The sequence below is a fragment of the Streptomyces sp. NPDC003032 genome (assembly GCF_053591415.1).
Genome location: NZ_JBSFTT010000070.1, coordinates 1 through 20263 on the forward strand (window position 1 = coordinate 1; position 20263 = coordinate 20263).

Genomic DNA, 20263 nt, shown 5'->3' on the forward strand with positions numbered 1-20263 from the left:
CGAAAGCCGTGGAGCCAGGCGATGGTGCGCTCGACAACGTAGCGGAAAATGCCCAGGCCAGTGCCGTGTGGCTCGCCTCTCTTCGCGATCACGGGGCGGATTCCGCGCCGCCAGAGCAGGCGGCGGTACTTGTCGTGGTCGTAGCCGCGGTCGGCCAGCAGCGCGTCGGGGCGCCGACGCGGTCTGCCGACCTGGCCCGCGACGGCGGGAATCTTGTCGAGCAACGGCTCGAGTTGGGTGACGTCGTTGCGGTTTCCGCCGGTCAGCGACACCGCGAGCGGGATGCCCTGTCCGTCGGCGACGAGGTGGTGTTTACTGCCCGGCCGTGCGCGGTCGACCGGGCTGGGCCCGCTTTTGGGCCCCGTCGGACGGCCCGCACGTGCGAGGAGTCGATCACCGCCCGCTCCCAGTCCAGCTGGTTCTTCGACCGCAGCTCTTTCAGCAGCAACTGGTGGAGCTGGTCCCAGACGCCGGCCTCGTTCCAGGCCGCAAGGCGCCGCCAGCAGGTCATGCCCGAGCCGAAGCCGAGCTCCTGGGGCAGGTACTCCCACTGGATGCCGGTGTGCAGAACGAACAGGATCCCGCACAGGGCCCGCCGGTCCGGCACCCGCGGTCTGCCCTCGACCAGCTTCGGACCCGGCTTCGGCAGCAACGGCTCGACCAGCGCCCACAGTTCGTCTGACGCGATCCACGGCCGCGACTCACGGTTTCCCATACCCAGACCTACGAGACAGCAGGCCGAGAGTCTCATGATCAGCAGCTTTTGTTAGAGCCTTTAAGCCCTGTTTCACGACAAAGGGTGGCCGTTGCGCCAAGGACAGCGCCTACAGAGGCTGGCTCTGATCCGGTACCTGCCAGGCAGGCAGAGTCTCTTGCGACGCCCCCTGCTGCAGGCGGCCTGCAGATGGGGCCAACGTACGGGGCTGACGGGACTGAACTTCACCCACGACGGGAGAGTCTGCACGGCGGGACTCTTGGTCCCGCGCTCTTTTTGGTCCCGCTTTCAGGCCCGTAGAAAAAGCGCAGGTCAGGAGGTATCTGCCCGCCTGGCACGGGACTGACGGGACCCAGCCTGACAGTTATCACCTGAACAAGGCACCACCAACACGCGCGCGCCCATCATGAAGGCCCATCTCTCTCAGCAGCTTATAACTGCCGGGTTCGGTCCCGTCAGTCCCGCTGTCGGGGATCACCCCCCGTTGACCAGGCATTTCCCGGTACGGGACTGAAGCGCTCCGCACGACGCGGGACTGAACCCCAGCCCAGACGGCTGTCCTGCCTCCCCCACTTGCGGGACTGACGGGACCGAGAATCCCCGACACGCCGGGGTGTTCCTTCCTCGCGAACCCCTGTGGGTTACGCTCGTGCCGCAAACCTGAATCCTCAGTCCCTTCAGACCCGTTGGTCCCGCTGGAGACCAGCCCTGCCTGGGGGGAGCCCCTGCAGGACGAGGGAGCTTCAGAGACCGCCCCAAACTGTGACAAGGACGACCCGGTGACCCGCCAGCCCTCGACCGCGCCATTGGTCCCGGACGAGGCCGTGCACGGACGCACGATCGCCCGGTGGTGTGCCCGTGCAGGATGGCCGGTGCATCCGCTGGCGCCGCTGCAGAAGGTCCCGCCGGCCAACTGCCAGGCCTGCAAGGAGGACCGGCACACCCCCGTGTCGTGCCCGTGCAAAGCGGCCGGACGCTGGTGCCACGGATTTCACGCTGCGACTACCGACCTCGACCGCATCGACACCTGGTGGCACTCAGAGTCCCGTTTCGGCGTCGGTGTCTCCTGCGGCCCCGCGGACCTGGTCGTCCTGGACGTGGACGCCCACGCAGCGCAGGTCCCCGACCGGTCCCGTCTCCTGCCGGGCATCCCGATCGCCCCTCAGGTCAACCTGGACGGTCTGGCCACAGGCTTCGACACCCTGGCGCTGCTGGCAGCGCTCCGCCGCCAGCCCAGCCCGGTCGAGGACACCGGGACCCTGCGAGTACGCACGCCGTCCGGCGGACTGCACATCTGGTACCGCAACCCGCACCCCGCCACCCGCTACCGCTCCTCCACCGGATCGAGCCCGAAGATGGCGCTGGCCTGGCAAGTGGATGTGCGCTCCGACAACGGCTACATCGTTGCCCCCGCAACCCGCACTGCCGCAGGCAGTTACCGCCCCGTGGGAGACGCCCGCTACCCGGCGCCGCTGCCCCAGTGGCTGGCCGAAGAACTCGTCCGCACCCACCATGTTCCCGCCCCCATTCCTCAACCCGCCGCCGTTCGCCGTGCCCCGCGGCGGCGCCGTGCGGCCAAGGGCGCAGAACGTCTCCTGGAACCGCTTCTGGCCGAGGTCGCCGCCTGCGCGGCCGTGCCGGAAGGCGCCAGCTTCACAGAAAAACTCAACCGCGCCGCCTACACGGCCGGCGGCCTGGTCCAGGGCGGACACCTCACCGAGACCGAGGTGCGGGAGCTGCTGAGGGAAGCAGCCCACACCGCACGCCCTGCTCAGGAACACCGCAACCTCACGATCATCGAGTCCGCTCTGTCTGCGGGCGCCCAGCGCCCCCTCCACCCCCGAGGACGTTCATGAGCGCCGAGCCCGCACGCTTCGACGCCGAAGCGGCCGCCGCCCAGATACACCAGCAGAGCCTGGACTTCACGCTGCCCGAAACGCACCCCGGCCTCCCGGCCCAGCAGACGGACGCCCGCTACACATCCGCAGCCCCCGCCCCGGACGTCTTGTTGCCCAGTTCCCTGACCGACCGGGGCAACGCCAAGCTGTTCGCCCGCCTCTACCGCGACCAGTTCCGCTACGTGATCGGCATGGGCTGGCACTCCTGGGACGAATACCGCTGGAAACTGACCGGCGGCGACGAAGCAGCGGTGTGGGCCGCCGGTGAAATGGCTGAACAGATTCCCGACCACGACCCCCAGGGCCGGTTCACCAACCGCCAACTGGCCGCGCACCGCCGCCACTCCGAATCCACCTCCGGCCTCAAAGCCCTGCTCTACCAGGCGCAGGCCGCGCCCGGGCTGCGCCTGGACCCGGAGATCCTGGACGGCGACATCTACGCCCTGTGCACCCCGGCCGGCGTCGTCGACCTGCGCACCGGGACGCTCCGCAAGCCCGACCCGCTCACCGACATGCACTCCCGCGCCACCCTCGTAGCCCCGCACGCGATGCCCATCCCGCGCTGGGAGAGCTTCCTGCGCGACACCTTCGGCGAGGACACGAAGGGCCTGGAGACCACGCGTTTCCTGCACCTCCTGCTCGGCTACTCGATCACCGGCGACGTCGGCGCGCAGGTCCTGCCCTTCCTCTACGGGTCGGGAGCCAACGGCAAGAGCGTGCTGCTGGAAGTGATGACGCAAATCCTGGGCGACTACGCCAACGCCGCCCCGCCCGGATTCCTCATGGAGAAAGGCAAGTTCACCGAACACTCCACCGAGCTGACCGAGCTGCACGGCCGGCGCATCGTGGTGTGCAGCGAGCTCAAGCCCAACGACAAGTTCAACGAAGCCCGCGTCAAACTCCTCACCGGCGGCGACACCATCACCGCGCGACGGATGCGGCAGAACTTCTTCACCTTCACCCCCACGCACAAGCTGTGGCTGCTGGGCAACCACCGGCCCGAAGTCGGCACCGGCGGCTACGCGTTCTGGCGCCGCATGCGGATCATCCCCTTCGAGCGCAGCGTCCCCGACGAGCGGAAGATCGACAACCTGGCCGCCGAACTCGTCCGCGACGAAGGCCCCGGCATCCTGCACTGGCTCATCGAGGGAGCCCGACGCTACCTGGCCACCCGCGACCCACTGACCGGCCCGGCCTCCGTCCGCGTGGCCACCGCCGCCTACGAGACCACCGAGGACCACGTCGGACGCTTCCTCACCGAGTGCTGCACCAAGGGCGCGGACGGCGGCGGCTCCGACCTGCGCGTGGAGCAGAAACTGCTCTACGAGACCTACGGCCGCTGGTGCTCCGATGAAGGCATCAGGCCCTCCACCAGTCGCGCATTCGCCAGCCGCATCCGCCAGGAACTGGGCCTGGCCTCACCCGCCGATATGATCAAAAACAACGCGACCAAGCTGTACCCCGGCCTGGCCCTGCTCACGGACGAAAATTCCCCCGGCAACGGAGGGCCGAAGCCGTGAGGAACCGCCGCAGTCTCTGTGAGTCCGCGCGCCGACCGTACGATGGACGACGCCTGCTTCTCCCGCTCGCTCTCAAGGGAGCCGGGAACGCGGGCCGCGTGGATGCCACACCCGTAGGCCGGTGCCCGGCCGCCCAGACCAAGGAGGCCTGATGAGCGCGATCCCACAGGAAGGCGATCTCGTCCAGGAAGCCGAGGTCATTTGGCTCGAGGACACCGCGGACATGGACTACGTCCGCCAGGCCCTGGACAAGGTCGGCACCCGCAAGGGCAAACCGCGCTACGAACGCGACGGCCGCATGATCGGCTACACCAACCTCACCCCCGACGCGCCGCGCAGCGCCGACAGCGGCCTCTTCGCCCGCCGCACCTTCTACCTGCTGCCCCACGACCGCCCCAACCGGCCCGACGACCCCGAGTGCCCCTACCGGGTCGGCTCGCCCCTGGAAGCCGTCGACCCGCGCACCGTGGCAGCGGGCAAGGCTGGATCGAAGACCCCCCGCTCCCAGGCCACCGGCGAGATAGTGCCCGCCCGCTCGTAGACGGGGAGCCGCGCCCGTTCTCTTGGGCCTCCGTCGACGGGCTTCGGCCTGGCGGCGGCCAGGCCTGGACGGAGGCCGCGTCGTCCGCGCATGTACGCCGACGTGCGTTCCCCCAGGTCAGCACGCTGCAGCGATTTCGCACGTGTATCGCGGAGCAATTGGTGCGCAGCAATTTGGGGATCTGGCGCCAATTGGTTTCGTGATTTGGTTCGCCGAATCACCGTGCGCAGCAGGAGGAATTGGGGCTACGCTGAATCTGTACCGCAACGAAAGTTGCGCTGCTTCCCGGACTGGCGGTTGACACTAGGACGGGAACAGACGAGACAGCCGCCCCGACCCTGGACAGATTGAGGCGACTGTCCCTGTCTCTGTTGCTAGCGGCCGCGGAAGATGAGGTAGAGGATCAACGTCGAGCAGATGTCAACTGACAGCTGCACGCCGAGACTCCTCAGCCATCGCCTCCCGCGGCCGTAACGCACGGCCTCGAGCTGCGATGCCCACTCCCTGAGGCGACGGACCGTACGGCGCCGTCGCCTCGACCTTTGGGCAAGCCACCTACGCACGCGCATGTGTTCTCCTTCCTCGATTCACCAAACGCAGTACAGGCACACGCAGTTGTGCGTGCGCCGCGCCAGAAGCCTGACTGGGAATGGAGGACCGAGGAAGGGCCCGGAGTGGAGCCTATTCACAAAGCCTGTCGGGCCGGGGCCGTTTTCTCAGATTCCTCAAAACCGCCCTGCCCGCAGTAGCTGCCTCGACCGTCGCACCGCGGATCCACAGTGCCGCTCTGGCTTGAGGCGCACGACGCTGGTCGCGGTGGTGTGGCCCGTGTCAGATCATTCGGCGGCGTTTCCTCAGTTCGGCGAGCCATTCTTGGAGTTGTTCGTCGTCGTGGAGGTAGCCGCCGCCCTTGTGTACGGGCAGGTCGATTCCGCACAGGAGGTTCAGTGCCCACGATGCGATGCCGTTCCCAGCGAGCCGGTCGTCGGCCACCCACCGTGTGGCCCAGCGATCGACCTCGTCCCTGGTCAGCCGGCCTTCGAGGAGCAATGCGAAGCGGTCCTCGATGTCATCAAGAGTCGGCTGGTGGCGTGCGTCCATGTCCTGACCGTACAGCCGGGGCAGAGGTTGCCTGATGCGGTCGGCCCTAGCCTTCGATGAGGCTTCCCGAGGGAATCTCGGCGTTTTTGGCTTTGTCGCCGGGTGGGAGTTGGCGGTCGTAGCAGCCCTGGCGCCAGACCAGCTTCTTGAATTGCTCCGGGGTGAGCACGCCCTGCCATGGGGTGCCGCCCGGGCAGAAGACGCCTTCGCAGGTGGAGCAGTAGTGCGCCGGCAGCCAGTACTCGTTGGCCAGTGTCTCGCCGGACGTCTCGGCGACATCCTTGTCCCGGCCGTCGCTGCGCACCACCGCGATGGTGACGGCGAAGATGAGCAGCCCGAGGACTACACCGCCGACCGTGTACAGCGGGTTGTCCTGCTCGACGCCCGTGTAGGCGAGGCCGCCGCCGAACATGAGGCTCAGGACGAGCCCTTCGGCGAAGTGCAGGCAGCCGTCGCCGCCGCCGTCGCTTTTCTCCGGGCCCTTGGCCAGGCGGGAACCGAGTTTTTTGGCCCGGGCTTCCTTGCCGGAGCGCGTCTGCTCGACGGTGTGTACCTCGGCTGAGCCGCAGCGCGGGCATAGGGGCGTCGGCGGCCCGGGCCTTGCGTCCGTTGTCATGCGCAGAACGCTATCGGGCTCGCTGCCCACACATGACAGGAGCTCGGCCGGATACACCAGCACTCGCAATGGCGCATCGAAGCCCGCCGTCTGTGTGCGCCGAATGCGGCACCCGGTGCACCAACGAACAGTAGAAGGCCAGGTGTTCGGCTCGTAGCGAGCGCCGGGGATCCTGGAAGGGGCCTGGGTCAGGGCAGCAGGCCCACATGGTTGATCCGGAGGCATCTCCGACTCGCCGGAGGGATCGGGGCAGACGGCTGGCAACGGTGTGCGAGGGGCAGCGGGTCACCAGAGCCCAGTCGGTGAACAGGGCCAGGCTCGGCGATTCAGCTAGGCCATGGCGGCGGCCACGGTCTCGAGAACGGCGAGCTGGCGGGGGTGGACTCGAACGTCGGTTTGGCGCAGCGAGCGGAGTGTGGTGCCTTCGGCGCACAGCCGGCACAGCCCGACCACCGGCATCGGACCGGCTCCGATCAGAAAGTGGGAGGCGGAGCTGTCGTAGACGGGTCGGTAGCACCCGGGGCACAAGTGGCAGTCCTCAGTTTGTTCGACTGGCGGCGCGTCGGGGCCGAGCAACGGGATGATCCGCCGGATGTTCTCCCCGGCTTCGGCCCACAGCTTCATGGGCCGTTCCGCGGACCGCTCGAGGACGACATCCCCGTCCGGCTCTTCGCTGGTGCGGACGCGGGCCAGTGTGCCGACGCCTTCCTCGGGCTGGTCGGGGAGGAATGCCAGGACAGTCCTATGGCCGGGTTCCTCGGTCACCCCGAAGATGTGTGCCCTCCCGGCAGCGAGGGCCGCAGCCACCTTGGTGAGCCCCTGGCCGTCATCATCGTTGCGCAGACGCAGCGGCCAGCAACCCTCGGCGCCGTCGATTTTGGCGGGGGAAGAGGTGATCAGCACTCCGTTGCCGGACTGGCGAACGTCCAGGTGCTGCATCCCCTTGGTGGAGTGGAACGCGGTGCCAAACCACTCCGGACTCGGCTCCCGACTCTCGCCCCGGGAGCGGCGCGGCTTTTGCTGCTTGTGGCGTCCCATGAGGTACCTCGCAGCGGCGACCTCGTGCAGGGGCCGGTTGGTCCGCTGGTTTCACAACCGGCAGCCCGCCAACTGCTTGCGCCTGAGGGACCGGTGTTCACCCGCCTGGCCCGCGGGGGTGTGTCCTGCGGGGCGGTTCCGACCGCTAGCCACAGGCGGAGCATCCGCGGATCCTCGGTCTGCGGATCCGGCGGGAGGCGGCCCGGCGTGTTTTCTCGGCAGCAGAGGACCGTGGTTGTTCTGGAAGAGCAGAACGATCCGGTGTACCTGGTGCTACCGCAGAAAGGTCTTTCCGTACATGACCGGGTCATCGCTCTGGGGCAGATGTTGTTGAAGTAGCTCCGCGTGCCTTCGATGAATTCGCTGCGGGCGGCCTTGAACTGGCTCGTGACCCAGGCAAAGGGGCGCTGCTCGTCGCTGGAAATCCAGACGGGCTCGTCCTCGTCGAAAGCGGGGGTCGTGCCTGGTAGCTGGAGCAAGTCCCCCATGTCAGCCAGCCGCGTTGCCGGGGCTATGAGTCGGTCAGGTCCTTCGAGTTCCAGGCGGGCTACCGCTTTGAGGAGGCGCTCGTACACCTCGAAGGCATGCTCAAGTGCCTCCTCGTGGCGCCGATCAGCTTGCTCTCTGCGCTCTTCGGCCTTGGCCCTGATTGACTCATCTTCGTCGGATTGGTCTTCGTAGATCATGCCCAGCCACGAGGCAGCGATTCCGCTGACGTCGCAGGACCGCTTCAAGTCATCTGCAGCCGCCAGCACTTCGAGGCACGCCGCATGCTGGCTGGTCCTCCGCGCGTGCTCGAGTTGCGCTCGGCTTGCGGCCACTGCCGAGAGACGCGCAGCGCGCGCTTGCACGTAGACCGCCGGGACGCCTACGACGGCGACGGCGGCCGAGACGATGGATGTGATCACCTCTATGGACACAGGATGATCGTAACGACGGCTGTTGAAGCCACATGAGGTGTCGTCGATGTCGTCTACGAGCGGGGGACCGTCGATATCCGTAGCGCTGTCTGCCGACCCTGAACGGTCGGTGTAGAGGCATTGATCGGCCACACTCTGAGTCACTACGGTGTGTGAGTGGATGATGACGAGGGGGATCGGTTCTCGGACGCGATGCGGCTTCTGCTGCTGATAGCCGCTGTATCCGACCCGTTGAACGAGGCAGAGAAGCAGGCTGGTCCGGGGGGCGCCGTGGCTGTTCTGCGCGCGGAGGGGCGGCTGCAGAAACTGGACTTCTGGCTGCGTAATCCGGATTACCTGGCGGACGAGCTCCTGAATGACTACGAGCGCGAGCGGGAGCCCATCAACCTGGAGTTGGCGGGCGTCATCCTGGATTCGGATGAGCCGGAGATCTGCTCGATCCCGATGCTGCGCTATCTGTTCGGGGCGTTCGAGTACATCGACCAGGCGATGAGCGTCCTGGCCGCCCCGCGGCTGGTGCTGGTCGTGCCGCGGCGAACCGCCAACCGGGTTCTCCAGGACAACTACTACCTCACGGACAAGGGCCGCGAGCTCGCCGAACGGGCAACGCGGGAGTTCCCGGTCCTGGCCTGGTACACCGAGCGCGCCCGCCTCGTCCGCGCGCTGGCCGAGGCCACCGGGCATTCGGCCCTGGCGCTGCGAAAGCGGCAGTACCTGCAGCGCGACTACGCCCGGACCCCGTTAAACAAGGTCATTCCGTCGATCGCCGACCGGGCTCGTGCGCGCCTTGCCCGGTTGCGGGCCGAAGCAGAGCAGGGGGACGCCGCGTGACCACAGAGCCTTTACCGGTGCCTTCCGAAGGGGAGCTGTACGAGCAGATCGCTGCCCGTATGACGTCCGCTGATGCGGACAAGGTCCGCGAGACCCTGTCTGCCCATGGCATCGAGCTGACCAGCCCGCTGCCCGCACGACGCCAACTGGTGGTACACCGGCTCTACTGCGAGGGCATCAAGTCCGCCACGGACGACAACGACGGCGCCTTCACCCGCGACATGACGCTGTGGCGCCGCAACGCGCGGCCCTGGACGCGTGATGCGAACCGGGGCCCTCAGCTGAAGTCTGTGGAGCCTGTTTCCAGGCTTTTGACGGCCGCTGGATAGACCGCCGTCGGGTCGGGCACCACTGACAGCAGCGGATCGTTCGCGGCGAACAAGCCCGGCTCCATCACTTTGCCGCACTCGTCGCAGTCGATCAGGACCGGTAACTCATCGTCATCCTCGCCGTCGAAGCCGAACTCGTCGCCCTTACGAGGGTCCTCATTCTCCATAGCGGAGGACTACCCCGGCTCTGTGAGCAGCACCGAGGCCCGCAATAAGCTAAGCAGGCTTGGCACGAACGGTCCCCGGCGAAATCGCCGGGGACCGTTCTGTCTTGCGCCGAACCGGCGGTCTCAGCTACGGCTACGACCGCTTCCGCATCGACCCGGCCGTGGCCCCGCTTCAGTGGCCGGACGATGTCCTGGAACAGTTCCTCTACGACTTCGGCGACAACGACCACTTCGTAACCGACTACGGCAGCATCGACCTGCGCGAGATCACCGGGCGGCTCGAGACGATCCCGGCCGCGGACTTCCACGGGATGCCGACCGGAGCCTCCGACGACGGCTGCATCGAGGAGTACGCCAAGAACCCGGTGCACTGGATCGACGTCCGCCCCCGCGAAGTCGGCCTGCACTGGGAAGAGCACGGGACGTGGCTACGCCCGCCGCTCCTGATCGACCGGTGCTTCCTGGACCCGTCGAGCAGCGGGCTGCAGGTCGTGGAGGGCCGCACCCGCGTCGGCGTCCTGCGCGGCCGCGTGCGCGAAGGACTGCACGTCGCTCCCGCCCACCAGGCGTGGGTGGCGCGTCCGTGAGAATCTGCCCCGTCTCGCTGCGTACGCTGCGGGCATCAAGGTGTTCTTGAGGAAGAGCTGCGGATGACTGAGAAGGCGTTTGTGCCCGGGCCGCGCCGGGACCTGGCGATGCACAACGACTGGTGGGTGTCGGGCTGGGAGTACGTCCTGCCCCGTCAGGGCTTCCCGCTGACCATGCTGATCGGGACGGCGTGCCAGCCCGGCTTCACCGGCTCCCTGGACGACCTCCTGCGAGAGATCTTCGACGGGCACTGGGACATGATCGGCGGCGACCTCGACGGTTCCCTCACCTTCTCCTGGCCCGATGAGGAATGGGACTACGAGGATGCGCCGGAGGGCCGCGAGACATGCGAGGCGGCCCGCTGGGAGCAGTTCAGCACCATGCTGACGACAGCCGGCTTCCCGGTGCCCACCACCGTGCGGGACCTGTCCGAGCTCTACCTGACGTGGGGCCTGGCCCGCTGCGAAGAGACGCCGGACGGCACCCGATGGTCCATGCCCGCCGTGCTCCCGCTGCCCGGCGACCTGCTGCCCCTGGACCCCGAACTCACCCAGCGCCTCGACGAAATCCGCTGGATGATGCGCACCGGCCCGCTCCTGGACAGCCTCATCGACCACCTGGTCGACGATCTGGGTGAACCGGCGGAGACCCTCACCTCCCTGGACCGGCTGGCGGCAGCCACGGGCCAGGACGTCGACGACGTCCGGCCCGCTCTCACGGAACTCGTGAAATCCGGCGACGCTCGTGTCCAGCGCGGCGAGGAGCCGGCCGACGCGGAGCGCCTGGAAGCCCACCGCCGCTTCCGCCTGGTCATGGACTGGGAGCACTTCCACAACAACCGCATCCAGCTGAGCCGCGGGTGACTGAGGCCGCGCACGGCACCGTAGGGACCAGTGACACGCGCCTCATCGTGCTCCGCGGCAACAGCGCCTCGGGCAAGTCGTCCGTCGCAGCCGGCCTGCGCGAGAAGTTCGGCCGCAACCTCGCCATCGTCGCCCAGGACAACCTCCGCCGGATCGTGCTGCGCGAACGCGACCGGCCCGGCGGCGCCAATATCGGCCTGATCGACCTCACCGCCCGCTACGCCCTCGACAAAGGCTTCCACGTCGTCCTGGAAGGCATCCTGTACGCCGCCCGCTACGGCACGATGCTCCAGGACCTGGTGCGCGCCCACCAGGGCGTCACACGGTGCTACTACCTCCACGTGCCCTTCGAGGAGACGGTGCTCCGGCACGCGACGAAACCAGATGCCGAGTACCTTGCGCACGTCAGCGAGGGTCACCTACGCGACTGGTACCGAGACAAGGACCTGCTCCCCGACGGCCTGGAGACCGTCGTCGACGCGGCCAGCACCCTGGACGACACGGTCCAACTGATCCTTGCCGAGAGCGGCCTGGACGGCATTCCCCCGATCGACCGCTGAGGGGCGCCACCGCAGGTACGGTCAGTTTCACGGCAGGAAAGACGGCGCACACCACCGGACCCAGGGGGGCCAATGGGCGTGGAGAACGGATCGCAGAGCATTCCGTGGGGTGGTGAGTGGCGACGGCACCTCCGCTCCGATGCCGAGAGGGATCTCGTGCGCTCGTGGATGCGCCGTGTCGAATGCCCGACCTGTAAGGCGGCCGTAGGGCAGGCCTGCCGAACCGCGGGCGGTCGCCCGACCGATCATCACCGTGCCCGCCGCGACGCTGTCGGCCCGATCCCGTACGAGAAGTGGAGGGAGCAGGGCCTCATTCCGGAGCAGCGGACGTACACGATTCCGGCTGTGCTCAAGGAGTCGGAGAAGGCCCGCGCCGACTTCAACGTGGACACCGCCCTGGCTGATGGGGTAGCGGTCGTCCGCATGTTCCTCGCCGACCGGCTCGGGTTGTTCCTCCAGGGCGAGGAGGCCATGGACCGCATCGACGACGCCGTGCGCAAACTGATCGAGGTCCGCGGCCCGGTGGGGACGGCCGACGTGGTCACTGTCCTCACCAGCCAAGTCGCCTCGCTGCTGGCTGCGAACGCCGGACCCGACGGTGATCCGGAGGCCCTGTTCGACACGATGATCCGCGCGCAGATCGACATGGTCCGCAGGATGAATGCGATCGAGAAGGAACGAGCCGACGGCTGACCGGCCCTCCACTGATGTAGTGCCACCCACTAACCTCCTGCCGACGCAGTACCAACGTGCACGCCGGCGGTGTCCCGTTCGAGCGAAGGGCTGAGCTGTGCCCGACCGACCTGAAATCGTCTGCATCTGCGGCTCCACCCGGTTCGTGGACGAGATGCGTGCGGTGGATCGTGATCTGGCCTTCGCCGGGATCATTGTTCTCGCGCCAGGCGAAGCAGACGAGTTGATCACCGACAAGCAGAAGACGGCTCTGGACGCCCTCCATCTGCGCAAGATCGACCTGGCAGACCGGGTTCTGGTCGTCAAAGCCGTTACTGGTGGCGCGTTCAGCGGCACAACGAGATCTGTCAATGAGCTGTGTAACGGGGCCTGGAACTCATGCAGGGGCGAGGTCCCCGCGTGCCCCTCCAGGGAACTCGCCTGGCAGGGCGTTCTACGAGGCCAAGCCGCAGCGCGAAACAGCGACCGTGGAGTCGGGCAGACACGGACGGCGAGCGGTCACGACGATCATCTCTGCAGTCCGGCCTGCCGCCGACCCACTCCGTTGCCAACGACCCACCGGTCTGGGGGAAGGTCAGCTGTCCTGGTTCGCCCTGCGCCGGCGTCGGCCGGTCAGCACCAACTCGGCTGCCGTGCCGGCAGCGAAGACCAGAGCGGTCGCCGCATAACAGGCCCGGAGCCACGACGGTCGATCAGACTCCGAAAATGCGAGAAAAGAGAACCATATCACCCCCAGAAGTCCCCCGAGTCGCTGGGCCGTTACCTGCGACCGTGAAGCATTGGTGCGGACCTCTGACATGTTTCCTCCGGCCACTCGATGATCCCGAACCGGCCGCATTCTTACAGCCCCAGAACACCAGAGGGTCCGCCAGGGGGCACGCCGTTGACTCAAGGGGCCCCGGAAGGTTTCCATCGTTGCGGCGTCATCAGGGTAACGGAAGGTGCTGATTCACCGTCAACCTTACGGGCGATGGCGGAGTGGCGCGGAGTCGCAATTTCATTGCGCTGTACAGTTAAATCGCGCCTGTCGTGGGAAGTTTGACCGGCAACCTCAAATCGCGCTCAAGTGCTTCGGCTCGGTTGCGTCCGGTGACTCAGCCCACACCGGCTAGCTCTTGATCTTGCACTGCATCACTGGGGTAACGTGCCCATCGCGTCGCTAGACCATCGACGCCCAGTAAGCCGCAACGGGGATCTGTGCGCACTGACCATGCGCATGCCTAAAGCAAAGCCGTATAAATCCGGCCGCTCGTTGCCGTTATGACGGGGAACCATCAGTTGAACCCTCTGCACGCCCGCGCCGTGTCACAGCGGCCGTTCTTGTCTCTCTTGCTCCCGCCACCTGAAGGGCCGACTGCCACCCCGGCATCAGCACCCTGCAGCACGCCGGAATCCGGTTAGCCGACGCACTGGCGCACGTGCGCCTGCCTTGTCGTGCGGGTCGATCGCTGTCGTTGCCGTCCAGCCGCCTGCCTTTTAGCGCAAGGCGCCGGTCCGTCGTCCCCAAAGGCGCTTCCGTCCTCGCATCGGAATTCCACCGTCATGTGACGCCCCGCCTCAGGGGTGGGTGCTTACATTTCACTGAATGCCGCCACGGGGCTGGCCAGTCGGCTTTGCCTTCCCTGTGCGTTCCGGGTTTCTGTAGTGGTTGCTGCTGACGGACTCCAGTCGCTTGACCGAACTCCCTGCTGCCCTTTCCGGGAGAGGGGTGTTCCGGTATGCCAAAATGCAGGGTTTCGGAATCGGCAGGCCTGCTGATGCCGATTTGCATATCGATATCGGGCCTGTATGTTTCTATTCATCACCCACGGCCTGTGGGTGATGAATTTTCCAGTGCACCTGTTGAGGGTGTTTTTTTAGTGTTTCCTTGGGGGAAACGATATGAAGCGAACCAAGACCCTGGTTGCAGCCGGCGTTCTTGCTGCCGTTGCCACTGTCGCCGTGTCCACGAGCGCCTCTGCGGACAACTCTGTGGACTCGGCGAAGGAGACCACTGCCGTCGCTTTTAAGGAGGCGGCGCAGGGACCCGAGAAGAAGTCCGCGACGGTGGCCCAGCGGGGGCTGTGGAAGGAAGTAGCCAAGAAGGCTGCTGCTTCTTTTGCGGGAAGTGCGGCTTATGATGCCGCTAAGGCGCACGTGAAGAAGCAGTACGGTAAGGCTCCCAAGGGCTACTTTGTGCGAGGCGGCGCCGCCGTGTCCGACGGTACGGAATCCGTAGATCTGAACCGCGCCTTCGACTAATCGTTCATCACGTCCATGCGGGGGCTGAAATGCCCCCGCATGGACGTCACTTCACAACGGTAAGGATGAGTGGGAGTGGGAAACAATAACAGCCCCCAGTCTCTGCTGTCCTGGCGCAGATCACGGCGTGTCACTGTCGCGATGGCAGCCATGGCAACCACTGCTGTATTGCTCTTTCATTTCAGCATGACTGCCCTGTACAACACTCCCTTTAATCCGGTTCAGAAGGATCTCAGTCGAGTGATCACCGGATACATGTCGCCGCAGTTCAGTCAGGACTGGCATCTCTTTGCTCCGGACCCGGTCGACGCGGACTCGGGGATCCTGGTCCGCGCCAAGGTGCGGACCCAGGACGGGCAGGACGTCACCGGCTGGACGGACATCACCACCCCGCACATCGCGAAGGTGCACAGTCAGCGGATGTGGCCGGCCCGGGTCGACCGCCTGCCCACAGGCGTCAAGGCCCAGCTTGAGTCCTGGCGCGACCCTCTCCTGGAGAAGATCCGGAACAAGAACAAGCTTGACCAACCGAAGGGCTCTGCCAAGGGCGGCACAAAAGCGGAAAATCCGCCACTCACCGTGAGCGAGAAGAGCGGGCGCGAGAACGCGACCCGTTTCGCGCAGGCTCTCGCGACCTCGGAGGCGCGGCGCCACTGGGGGGACGCGGTGCAGGGAATACAGATAAGGGTCGTCTCCAATGAGTACCCTCGCTTTTCGGAGCGGCACATCAGGGAGGTCAAAGGGAAGATATCTTACTACGACCTGGACTGGATGAAGCCGCTTAAGGTTTCGGGATAACTATGAATCAGTTGCGCACGGATGCGATCTCTGCCGGAAAATGGGCGCGCTCGGCGTTCTACTCCCGCCTCGATGACTTCACCGGCACACGCCGTTCACTGATCGGTGCAGCCCTCACCCGGATCGTTCTCGGGGCAGTCGGTGTCTATTTCTACCTTCGGGATTACCTCGACCGGGGATATCTGTGGGGTCCGGACGGTGTGTGGCCGTGGCAGAACTTCATTGACCCGGTCTCGGGCAGTTCGCTCTCGCTCTACTCGCTCAGCAGGTCCGAGGTCTGGTTCGAGTTGGTCTTCCATACCGGGGCAGTGGTGGCTGTGCTGTTCATGCTGGGTTGGCGGACCCGCATCATGACGGTTGCGCACTATGTGTTCCTCTGGTCGCTGCAGCAGAGGAATCCGATGCTGATGGACGGCGGGGACAACGTCGCGGCGATCGTCCTCGTTTTCATGATATTCATTGACTCGGGAGCCCGGCTGTCCCTGGACGCACGCAACCGCAAGGACGGAAAACCGGCGCTCTCCGCTGTTGACTCCATGCGCTACCGGATCGTTTCGCTTCTCCATCACGCCGGACTGATCGCGGTGACCTTGCAGGTCTGCACCGTGTATCTGGTATCGGGCATGTACAAGGTGCAAGGAGAGCACTGGCAGGACGGAACTGCCCTCTACTACATCTTGCGTGTCAATGAGTTCGGCTGGCCCGGCGTCAACCACATCCTCTACGAGAACTCAGTACTCGTGGTCCTCATGACCTATGGCACCGTGTTCTTCCAGCTGGCATTCGCGTTCCTGTTGCTCAATCGCACACTGAGGCCTTTCGCTGTCGCCGGAGGCGTCCTTATGCATCTGGGCATCGCCATTCACATGGCAGGGCTCATCACCTTCTCACTGACCATGATCGGAATTGAGCTTCTCATCATGGGAGATGACCACTATCTCCGTATGCGTAAAATAGTCCGGCGATATACGGCGAAGGACGCTGCTATACCCGCCACTACATCGAAATGAGGGAAAAGGTTTCCGGCTCGGTATGGCGGCGGACCAAGAGGTACTTGGAGTCAAACCGCACAATACGAAGCGTCCTCGTGGGGCTGGGTGTGACGACCGTGGCCGCCACCGCTTGTTTCCTTTACCTCCCTCAGCCAGCCCGCCTGGGGGTTGCTGAAACGGGAGACGCGGGGCTGGGTGCCCGTGTGCGGGAAGCAGTGGGAAACGAGGAGGGTTTCCGTGGGCTTTCCGTCGCTTTCATCGACGGTGAGCGCACGACGTTCGCAGGGCTCGGTAATTCGGGGAACCCCGAGCATCCTTCGGTGGGAAAAGACACCGTCTTTGAGGTGGGATCCATCGGTAAGCCGATGACCGGCATGCTCCTCGCCTCGCTGGCCGACCAGAAGCGAATAGACCTCAGCACACCGCTGGAACGCCTTTTGCCGCGAGACCGGTTCTCCGACCCCGCCCTGGCGTCGGCGACGCTGACGGACCTCCTCACCCACCGGTCCGGTCTCGCCCTGATGCCCACCGGTCTGGACACGAGCCTCAGGGAAGCCGAACTGCGCCTGCTCGGCCGCGATCCCTACCGCGGATTCACCGAGCAGGATCTCTTCACCGCCGCCGCCGACGCGTCGCTCGGCCCACCCGGGACGTATGTGTACTCCAACTTCGGCATGGCCTTGGCCGGGCAGACCGCTGCCCGCCTCACCGGGAAGCCGTACGACAAGCTCCTCAAAGAGGAACTCCTCGACCCGTTGGGCATGGACCACTCCCAGATCGTCCGCAGCGGCGAGGCCATCCCGCCCAACAGCGCCAGCGGGACAAAAGCCACCGGTCCCGCCATGGATCACTGGCGGGCCTCGGGGTTCACGCCAGCCGGTGACCTCTGGTCGACGAGCAACGACCTTGCGATATTCCTGCGCGCGGTCCTGGCCAAAACCGCCCCCGGGGCACGAGCCACTGACCCCCTGCACCCCAGGGGACCGAACGGCGCAGTCGGCCTGGGCTGGAACGTCAGCCGCACACAAGGGCGCAGCCTGGTATGGCACGACGGAGCAACCGGTGGCTTCACCTCATACGTGGGCATGGACCCCGCACGCGGGCGCGGGGTGGTCGTCCTGTCGAATACCGACCGCTCGGTGGACGCCGTCGGCAGACGACTACTGGGATTTCACGCGGCATCAGCCGTCCAGGAGCCCCCGGAGTCCAGGAGATTCGCACCCGCGCTCACGGTGGTCTTCAGCCTGTGCGCCGGCCTTCTCGCTCTGTGGACCTCACGGCACCGGGGCCCTGGGCCCGCGTCGTGGATCCGTATGGCGATCGATGTGCTGTTCGGAGCAGGACTACTGGCCCTGGTTTGGCGGCTGGGCTCATGGCTGGTGGTACCGCCGGAAGTATGGGGTCTGGGCGTGTTCATCCTGGCCGGCGGAATCTGGTCGGCCCGGAACCAGGCAGCCCCCCGGGCAGGGAGCGACAAGGCTGCCGGAAGGCCCGGCGGGCGCTGGCCGCTCGTCCGCTTCACAGCTGTACGCGTCGCGCTCCTCATACTCGCCGCCGCGTCGCTGGTCTGACCGAGATTCCCGTCGTGGCGCAGGCGCACGTGACGTGCGCCACTGATGAAGGAGTGATGCACATGTACCCCACCGGAACGGCGCTCGCCGTGCGCCGCGCTTCTTGGAGCGTCGGCCCGTGACCGACGCCGCGATCGTGGGCACCGGACCCAACGGGCTCGCTGCAGCAGTGACCCTCGCCAGAGCGGGCTTGCGCGTCGAACTGTTCGAGGCCGCCGACACCATCGGAGGCGGCCTGCGCACCACGGCCCTGTTCGACCAGGACGTCGAACACGACATCTGCGCTGCCGTCCATCCCATGGCCGCCGCCTCGCCGTTCTTCCGCCAGTTCGACCTGCCAGCGCACGGGGTGCGGCTGCTGCAACCCGACATGCCCTACGCCCATCCCCTACCCGGCGGCGACGCGGCGGCGGCATGGCGCAGCATCAGCCGCACCGCCGAGCACCTGGGCGCGGACGGTCCCCGCTGGACGCGCCTCATGCAGCCTCTCGTCGACCGCTCCCGCTCCGTGGTCGACCTACTCCTGTCCGACCTGCGCACCCCGCCCCCAGACCTGGTCACCGGGCTGCTCCTGGCCCAACGGGTCCTGGCGCACGCCACCTCCCGCACCCCCTTCACCACCAGCGCCGCCCGTGCGCTGCTGACGGGAGTGGCGGCACACGCGGTCGGCAGGCTGCCCTCGCTGCCATCCGCCGCAGTCGCCCTGCTCCTTGCCCACACCGCCCACAGCACCGGCTGGCCCCTACCGGAAGGCGGCAGCGCCCGCATCGCCGACGCCATGGCCGCCGACATCAAGGCTCACGGCGGGGTCTTTCACCTCGGGCACCGCGTCCGGGACCTGGCCGAACTCGGCGACGTCCCTCTCGTCATGCTGGACATCGCACCCCGGCAGTTCCTCGATCTGGCCGGGCCACGCCTGTCGCCCCGCTACCGGCGCGCGCTGGGTCGCTACCAGTACGGGCCGGGAGCGGCCAAGGCCGACTTCCTCGTGAACGGCCCCGTTCCCTGGGCCAATCCGCTCGTGGGACAGGCGGGCACGGTCCACCTCAGCGGCACCCGGGCCGACACTCTGCGCCAGGAGAATGCCACGGTGGCCGGGCACCGCGTCCCCGACCCGTTCGTCCTCGTCGTCGATCCAGCCGTCACCGACCCTTCCCGGGCCTCGGGCACCAAGCGCCCAGTCTGGGCCTACGCCCATGTCCCGCACGGCGACCCTCGCGACCCGGTCGACCTGATCCGCCGGCGCATCGAGGAGTACGCACCCGGCTTCACCGACACAATCGTCGCCGCCCGCGGTGTCTCCGCCGCCCAGTACGCCCAGTACAACGCGAACTACGTCGGCGGGGATATCGCCGCAGGCGCCCTGACCTTGCGCCAGTCACTGGCCCGGCCCACCGCGCGCTGGGACCCGTACACCACACCGCTGCCAGGCGTGTACCTCTGCTCGGCGTCCACCCCGCCCGGTCCGTCCGTGCACGGCATGTGCGGCAATCTCGCCGCCCGCTCCGCACTCCGCCGCCACCACGGCGTCCGGACGGCGCCCTCCCTGGCACCTGACGGGAAGGCAGTCTGATCCAGATGAGCCTTCGGTGAGAGTGGAACGCACGGCCCCGCCCGCGGACGCGGGCTTCCGCACCAGAGGCGTGGCGTGCGGCGCCGACGACCAGGCCGACGACCTCATAGCCGCCACCAGCGCTGCCTCGGCCAGTGGTGCTGTGGATCTGACTGCGGGTTGACGCCAGTTGGAGCGGACCCGGACGGTCTGGTCGCCCGTGGTGGAGTGCCAGCGACTCGGACCGCTCCCCCGTACCGAGGTCGCTGGTGGCGTGGCTGCTGTGGGCCGCCACGGCTGGACCACCTCACCGAACCCCTCCGGTCCCGGCCGCCCCATAGCCGCAAGGGGTAGGCGACCCAAGCCCAGGGCCTGCACACACTCCAGTGCGATGCCGCTACTCCGGGCCAACTGTGTCGCACGGGAGAGCGTGCAGGCCCTGAGGCACGATGCCGCTAGGCCGTGTCTTAGTACTGCAACGGTGCTTGCCGTGACTGCTGGCCAGCTCGTTCGTTGGTGTGGTTATGGGTGGGGACCTTGCTGAAGTCAGGTTGTGGGCCGGAGAGCTGGACGTACTGCATGAGCGGTTCGTGCACCGGTTTAACCGGGAGGAGCCGCGTCAGTCGGCGCTGGCTTATATGCGGGGGCTGGTTGCGCCGCTGGAGCGGAAGAACGGCTGGACGCTGGCTGAAGAGGCCGGTCACGCGGGCCCCGATCGCATCCACCGGC

Annotated in this window: 19 protein-coding genes and 2 pseudogenes; 16 read left to right on the top strand and 5 right to left on the bottom strand. The window is 66.7% G+C overall.

Annotated elements, in window-relative coordinates; genetic code table 11:
• Positions 1-715: pseudogene (locus tag ACWDZ7_RS40840) on the bottom strand (IS5 family transposase); the annotation flags it as partial.
• Between the two features lie 779 nt (positions 716-1494).
• Between ACWDZ7_RS40840 and ACWDZ7_RS40845 the strand changes: the two are divergent.
• From ACWDZ7_RS40845 to ACWDZ7_RS40855, 3 genes are all read left to right on the top strand, one after another.
• On the top strand, positions 1495-2571 hold the full coding sequence (locus ACWDZ7_RS40845) for a bifunctional DNA primase/polymerase (RefSeq protein ID WP_451803833.1): 1077 nt from the start codon (positions 1495-1497) through the stop codon (positions 2569-2571).
• Complete coding sequence (locus tag ACWDZ7_RS40850; RefSeq protein ID WP_451803834.1) at positions 2568-4133, top strand: DNA primase family protein; 1566 nt, start codon at positions 2568-2570, stop codon at positions 4131-4133. The genes ACWDZ7_RS40845 and ACWDZ7_RS40850 overlap by 4 nt, the downstream gene beginning before the upstream one ends.
• 151 nt (positions 4134-4284) lie before the next feature.
• Positions 4285-4674 (top strand): DUF6009 family protein, encoded by a 390-nt coding sequence (locus tag ACWDZ7_RS40855; protein ID WP_451803835.1) that lies wholly within the window; start codon positions 4285-4287, stop codon positions 4672-4674.
• Between the two features lie 831 nt (positions 4675-5505).
• Here the strand turns inward: ACWDZ7_RS40855 and ACWDZ7_RS40860 are convergent.
• The 3 genes from ACWDZ7_RS40860 to ACWDZ7_RS40870 all read right to left on the bottom strand — a co-directional run bounded on the left by ACWDZ7_RS40860 (position 5506) and on the right by ACWDZ7_RS40870 (position 7429).
• Complete coding sequence (locus ACWDZ7_RS40860) at positions 5506-5775, bottom strand: hypothetical protein (RefSeq protein ID WP_451803836.1); 270 nt, start codon at positions 5773-5775, stop codon at positions 5506-5508.
• A gap of 46 nt (positions 5776-5821) precedes the next feature.
• Positions 5822-6391, bottom strand: a complete 570-nt coding sequence (locus ACWDZ7_RS40865) for a hypothetical protein (protein WP_451803837.1) — start codon at positions 6389-6391, stop codon at positions 5822-5824.
• A gap of 330 nt (positions 6392-6721) precedes the next feature.
• The gene (locus ACWDZ7_RS40870; protein WP_451803838.1) at positions 6722-7429 is read right to left on the bottom strand and encodes a hypothetical protein; all 708 of its coding nucleotides are present in this window, start codon (positions 7427-7429) and stop codon (positions 6722-6724) included.
• 1076 nt (positions 7430-8505) lie between these two features.
• Between ACWDZ7_RS40870 and ACWDZ7_RS40875 the strand changes: the two genes are divergently transcribed.
• Positions 8506-9180: a hypothetical protein gene (locus ACWDZ7_RS40875; RefSeq protein WP_451803839.1), complete on the top strand. Its 675-nt coding sequence runs from the start codon at positions 8506-8508 to the stop codon at positions 9178-9180.
• 17 nt (positions 9181-9197) lie between these two features.
• Positions 9198-9509 carry a hypothetical protein gene (locus tag ACWDZ7_RS40880; RefSeq protein WP_451803840.1) on the top strand — a complete coding sequence of 104 codons (312 nt, stop codon included), beginning with the start codon at positions 9198-9200 and terminating at the stop codon, positions 9507-9509.
• Here ACWDZ7_RS40880 and ACWDZ7_RS40885 read toward each other — a convergent pair.
• Positions 9458-9676, bottom strand: a complete 219-nt coding sequence (locus ACWDZ7_RS40885; protein WP_451803841.1) for a hypothetical protein — start codon at positions 9674-9676, stop codon at positions 9458-9460. The two genes, ACWDZ7_RS40880 and ACWDZ7_RS40885, sit on opposite strands and share 52 nt — an antisense overlap.
• A 104-nt stretch (positions 9677-9780) precedes the next feature.
• Between ACWDZ7_RS40885 and ACWDZ7_RS40890 the strand changes: the two genes are divergently transcribed.
• The 11 genes and pseudogenes from ACWDZ7_RS40890 to ACWDZ7_RS40940 form a co-directional block, all read left to right on the top strand.
• The gene (locus ACWDZ7_RS40890; protein WP_451803842.1) at positions 9781-10263 is read left to right on the top strand and encodes a hypothetical protein; all 483 of its coding nucleotides are present in this window, start codon (positions 9781-9783) and stop codon (positions 10261-10263) included.
• A gap of 63 nt (positions 10264-10326) precedes the next feature.
• A complete protein-coding gene (locus tag ACWDZ7_RS40895) occupies positions 10327-11127 on the top strand; it encodes a DUF6042 family protein (RefSeq protein ID WP_451803843.1) in 801 nt (266 codons plus the stop codon).
• A complete protein-coding gene (locus ACWDZ7_RS40900; protein WP_451803844.1) occupies positions 11124-11687 on the top strand; it encodes an AAA family ATPase in 564 nt (187 codons plus the stop codon). Before ACWDZ7_RS40895 ends, ACWDZ7_RS40900 begins: the two co-directional genes overlap by 4 nt.
• Positions 11688-11759: 72 nt before the next feature.
• The gene (locus ACWDZ7_RS40905; RefSeq protein WP_451803845.1) at positions 11760-12380 is read left to right on the top strand and encodes a zinc finger domain-containing protein; all 621 of its coding nucleotides are present in this window, start codon (positions 11760-11762) and stop codon (positions 12378-12380) included.
• A 1881-nt stretch (positions 12381-14261) separates the two neighbouring features.
• Positions 14262-14621: a hypothetical protein gene (locus tag ACWDZ7_RS40910; protein ID WP_451517609.1), complete on the top strand. Its 360-nt coding sequence runs from the start codon at positions 14262-14264 to the stop codon at positions 14619-14621.
• Positions 14622-14762: 141 nt separating this feature from the next.
• Positions 14763-15419 (top strand): DUF5819 family protein, encoded by a 657-nt coding sequence (locus tag ACWDZ7_RS40915; RefSeq protein WP_451803846.1) that lies wholly within the window; start codon positions 14763-14765, stop codon positions 15417-15419.
• A gap of 2 nt (positions 15420-15421) precedes the next feature.
• Positions 15422-16429: an HTTM domain-containing protein gene (locus ACWDZ7_RS40920; protein WP_451803847.1), complete on the top strand. Its 1008-nt coding sequence runs from the start codon at positions 15422-15424 to the stop codon at positions 16427-16429.
• Positions 16426-17982: a serine hydrolase domain-containing protein gene (locus tag ACWDZ7_RS40925; RefSeq protein WP_451803848.1), complete on the top strand. Its 1557-nt coding sequence runs from the start codon at positions 16426-16428 to the stop codon at positions 17980-17982. The genes ACWDZ7_RS40920 and ACWDZ7_RS40925 overlap by 4 nt, the downstream gene beginning before the upstream one ends.
• Positions 17983-18100: 118 nt before the next feature.
• Positions 18101-19555, top strand: coding sequence for a phytoene desaturase family protein (locus tag ACWDZ7_RS40930; protein WP_451517613.1), 1455 nt, complete (start codon positions 18101-18103; stop codon positions 19553-19555).
• Positions 19556-19571: 16 nt separating this feature from the next.
• Positions 19572-19718 carry a hypothetical protein gene (locus tag ACWDZ7_RS40935; RefSeq protein ID WP_451803849.1) on the top strand — a complete coding sequence of 49 codons (147 nt, stop codon included), beginning with the start codon at positions 19572-19574 and terminating at the stop codon, positions 19716-19718.
• 340 nt (positions 19719-20058) lie between these two features.
• Positions 20059-20263 (top strand): annotated as a pseudogene (locus tag ACWDZ7_RS40940) (IS701 family transposase); the annotation flags it as partial.

What these genes read in the sequence shown, in the direction of transcription:
- ACWDZ7_RS40915 (WP_451803846.1), top strand. Translation starts at nt 14,763, where the DNA reads ATGGCAGCCATGGCAACCACTGCTGTATTGCTCTTTCATTTCAGCATG.
- ACWDZ7_RS40905 (WP_451803845.1), top strand. Translation starts at nt 11,760, where the DNA reads ATGGGCGTGGAGAACGGATCGCAGAGCATTCCGTGGGGTGGTGAGTGG.
- ACWDZ7_RS40860 (WP_451803836.1), bottom strand. Translation starts at nt 5,775, where the DNA reads ATGGACGCACGCCACCAGCCGACTCTTGATGACATCGAGGACCGCTTC.
- ACWDZ7_RS40910 (WP_451517609.1), top strand. Translation starts at nt 14,262, where the DNA reads ATGAAGCGAACCAAGACCCTGGTTGCAGCCGGCGTTCTTGCTGCCGTT.
- ACWDZ7_RS40865 (WP_451803837.1), bottom strand. Translation starts at nt 6,391, where the DNA reads ATGACAACGGACGCAAGGCCCGGGCCGCCGACGCCCCTATGCCCGCGC.
- ACWDZ7_RS40850 (WP_451803834.1), top strand. Translation starts at nt 2,568, where the DNA reads ATGAGCGCCGAGCCCGCACGCTTCGACGCCGAAGCGGCCGCCGCCCAG.
- ACWDZ7_RS40925 (WP_451803848.1), top strand. Translation starts at nt 16,426, where the DNA reads ATGAGGGAAAAGGTTTCCGGCTCGGTATGGCGGCGGACCAAGAGGTAC.
- ACWDZ7_RS40870 (WP_451803838.1), bottom strand. Translation starts at nt 7,429, where the DNA reads ATGGGACGCCACAAGCAGCAAAAGCCGCGCCGCTCCCGGGGCGAGAGT.
- ACWDZ7_RS40895 (WP_451803843.1), top strand. Translation starts at nt 10,327, where the DNA reads ATGACTGAGAAGGCGTTTGTGCCCGGGCCGCGCCGGGACCTGGCGATG.
- ACWDZ7_RS40855 (WP_451803835.1), top strand. Translation starts at nt 4,285, where the DNA reads ATGAGCGCGATCCCACAGGAAGGCGATCTCGTCCAGGAAGCCGAGGTC.
- ACWDZ7_RS40885 (WP_451803841.1), bottom strand. Translation starts at nt 9,676, where the DNA reads ATGGAGAATGAGGACCCTCGTAAGGGCGACGAGTTCGGCTTCGACGGC.
- ACWDZ7_RS40920 (WP_451803847.1), top strand. Translation starts at nt 15,422, where the DNA reads ATGAATCAGTTGCGCACGGATGCGATCTCTGCCGGAAAATGGGCGCGC.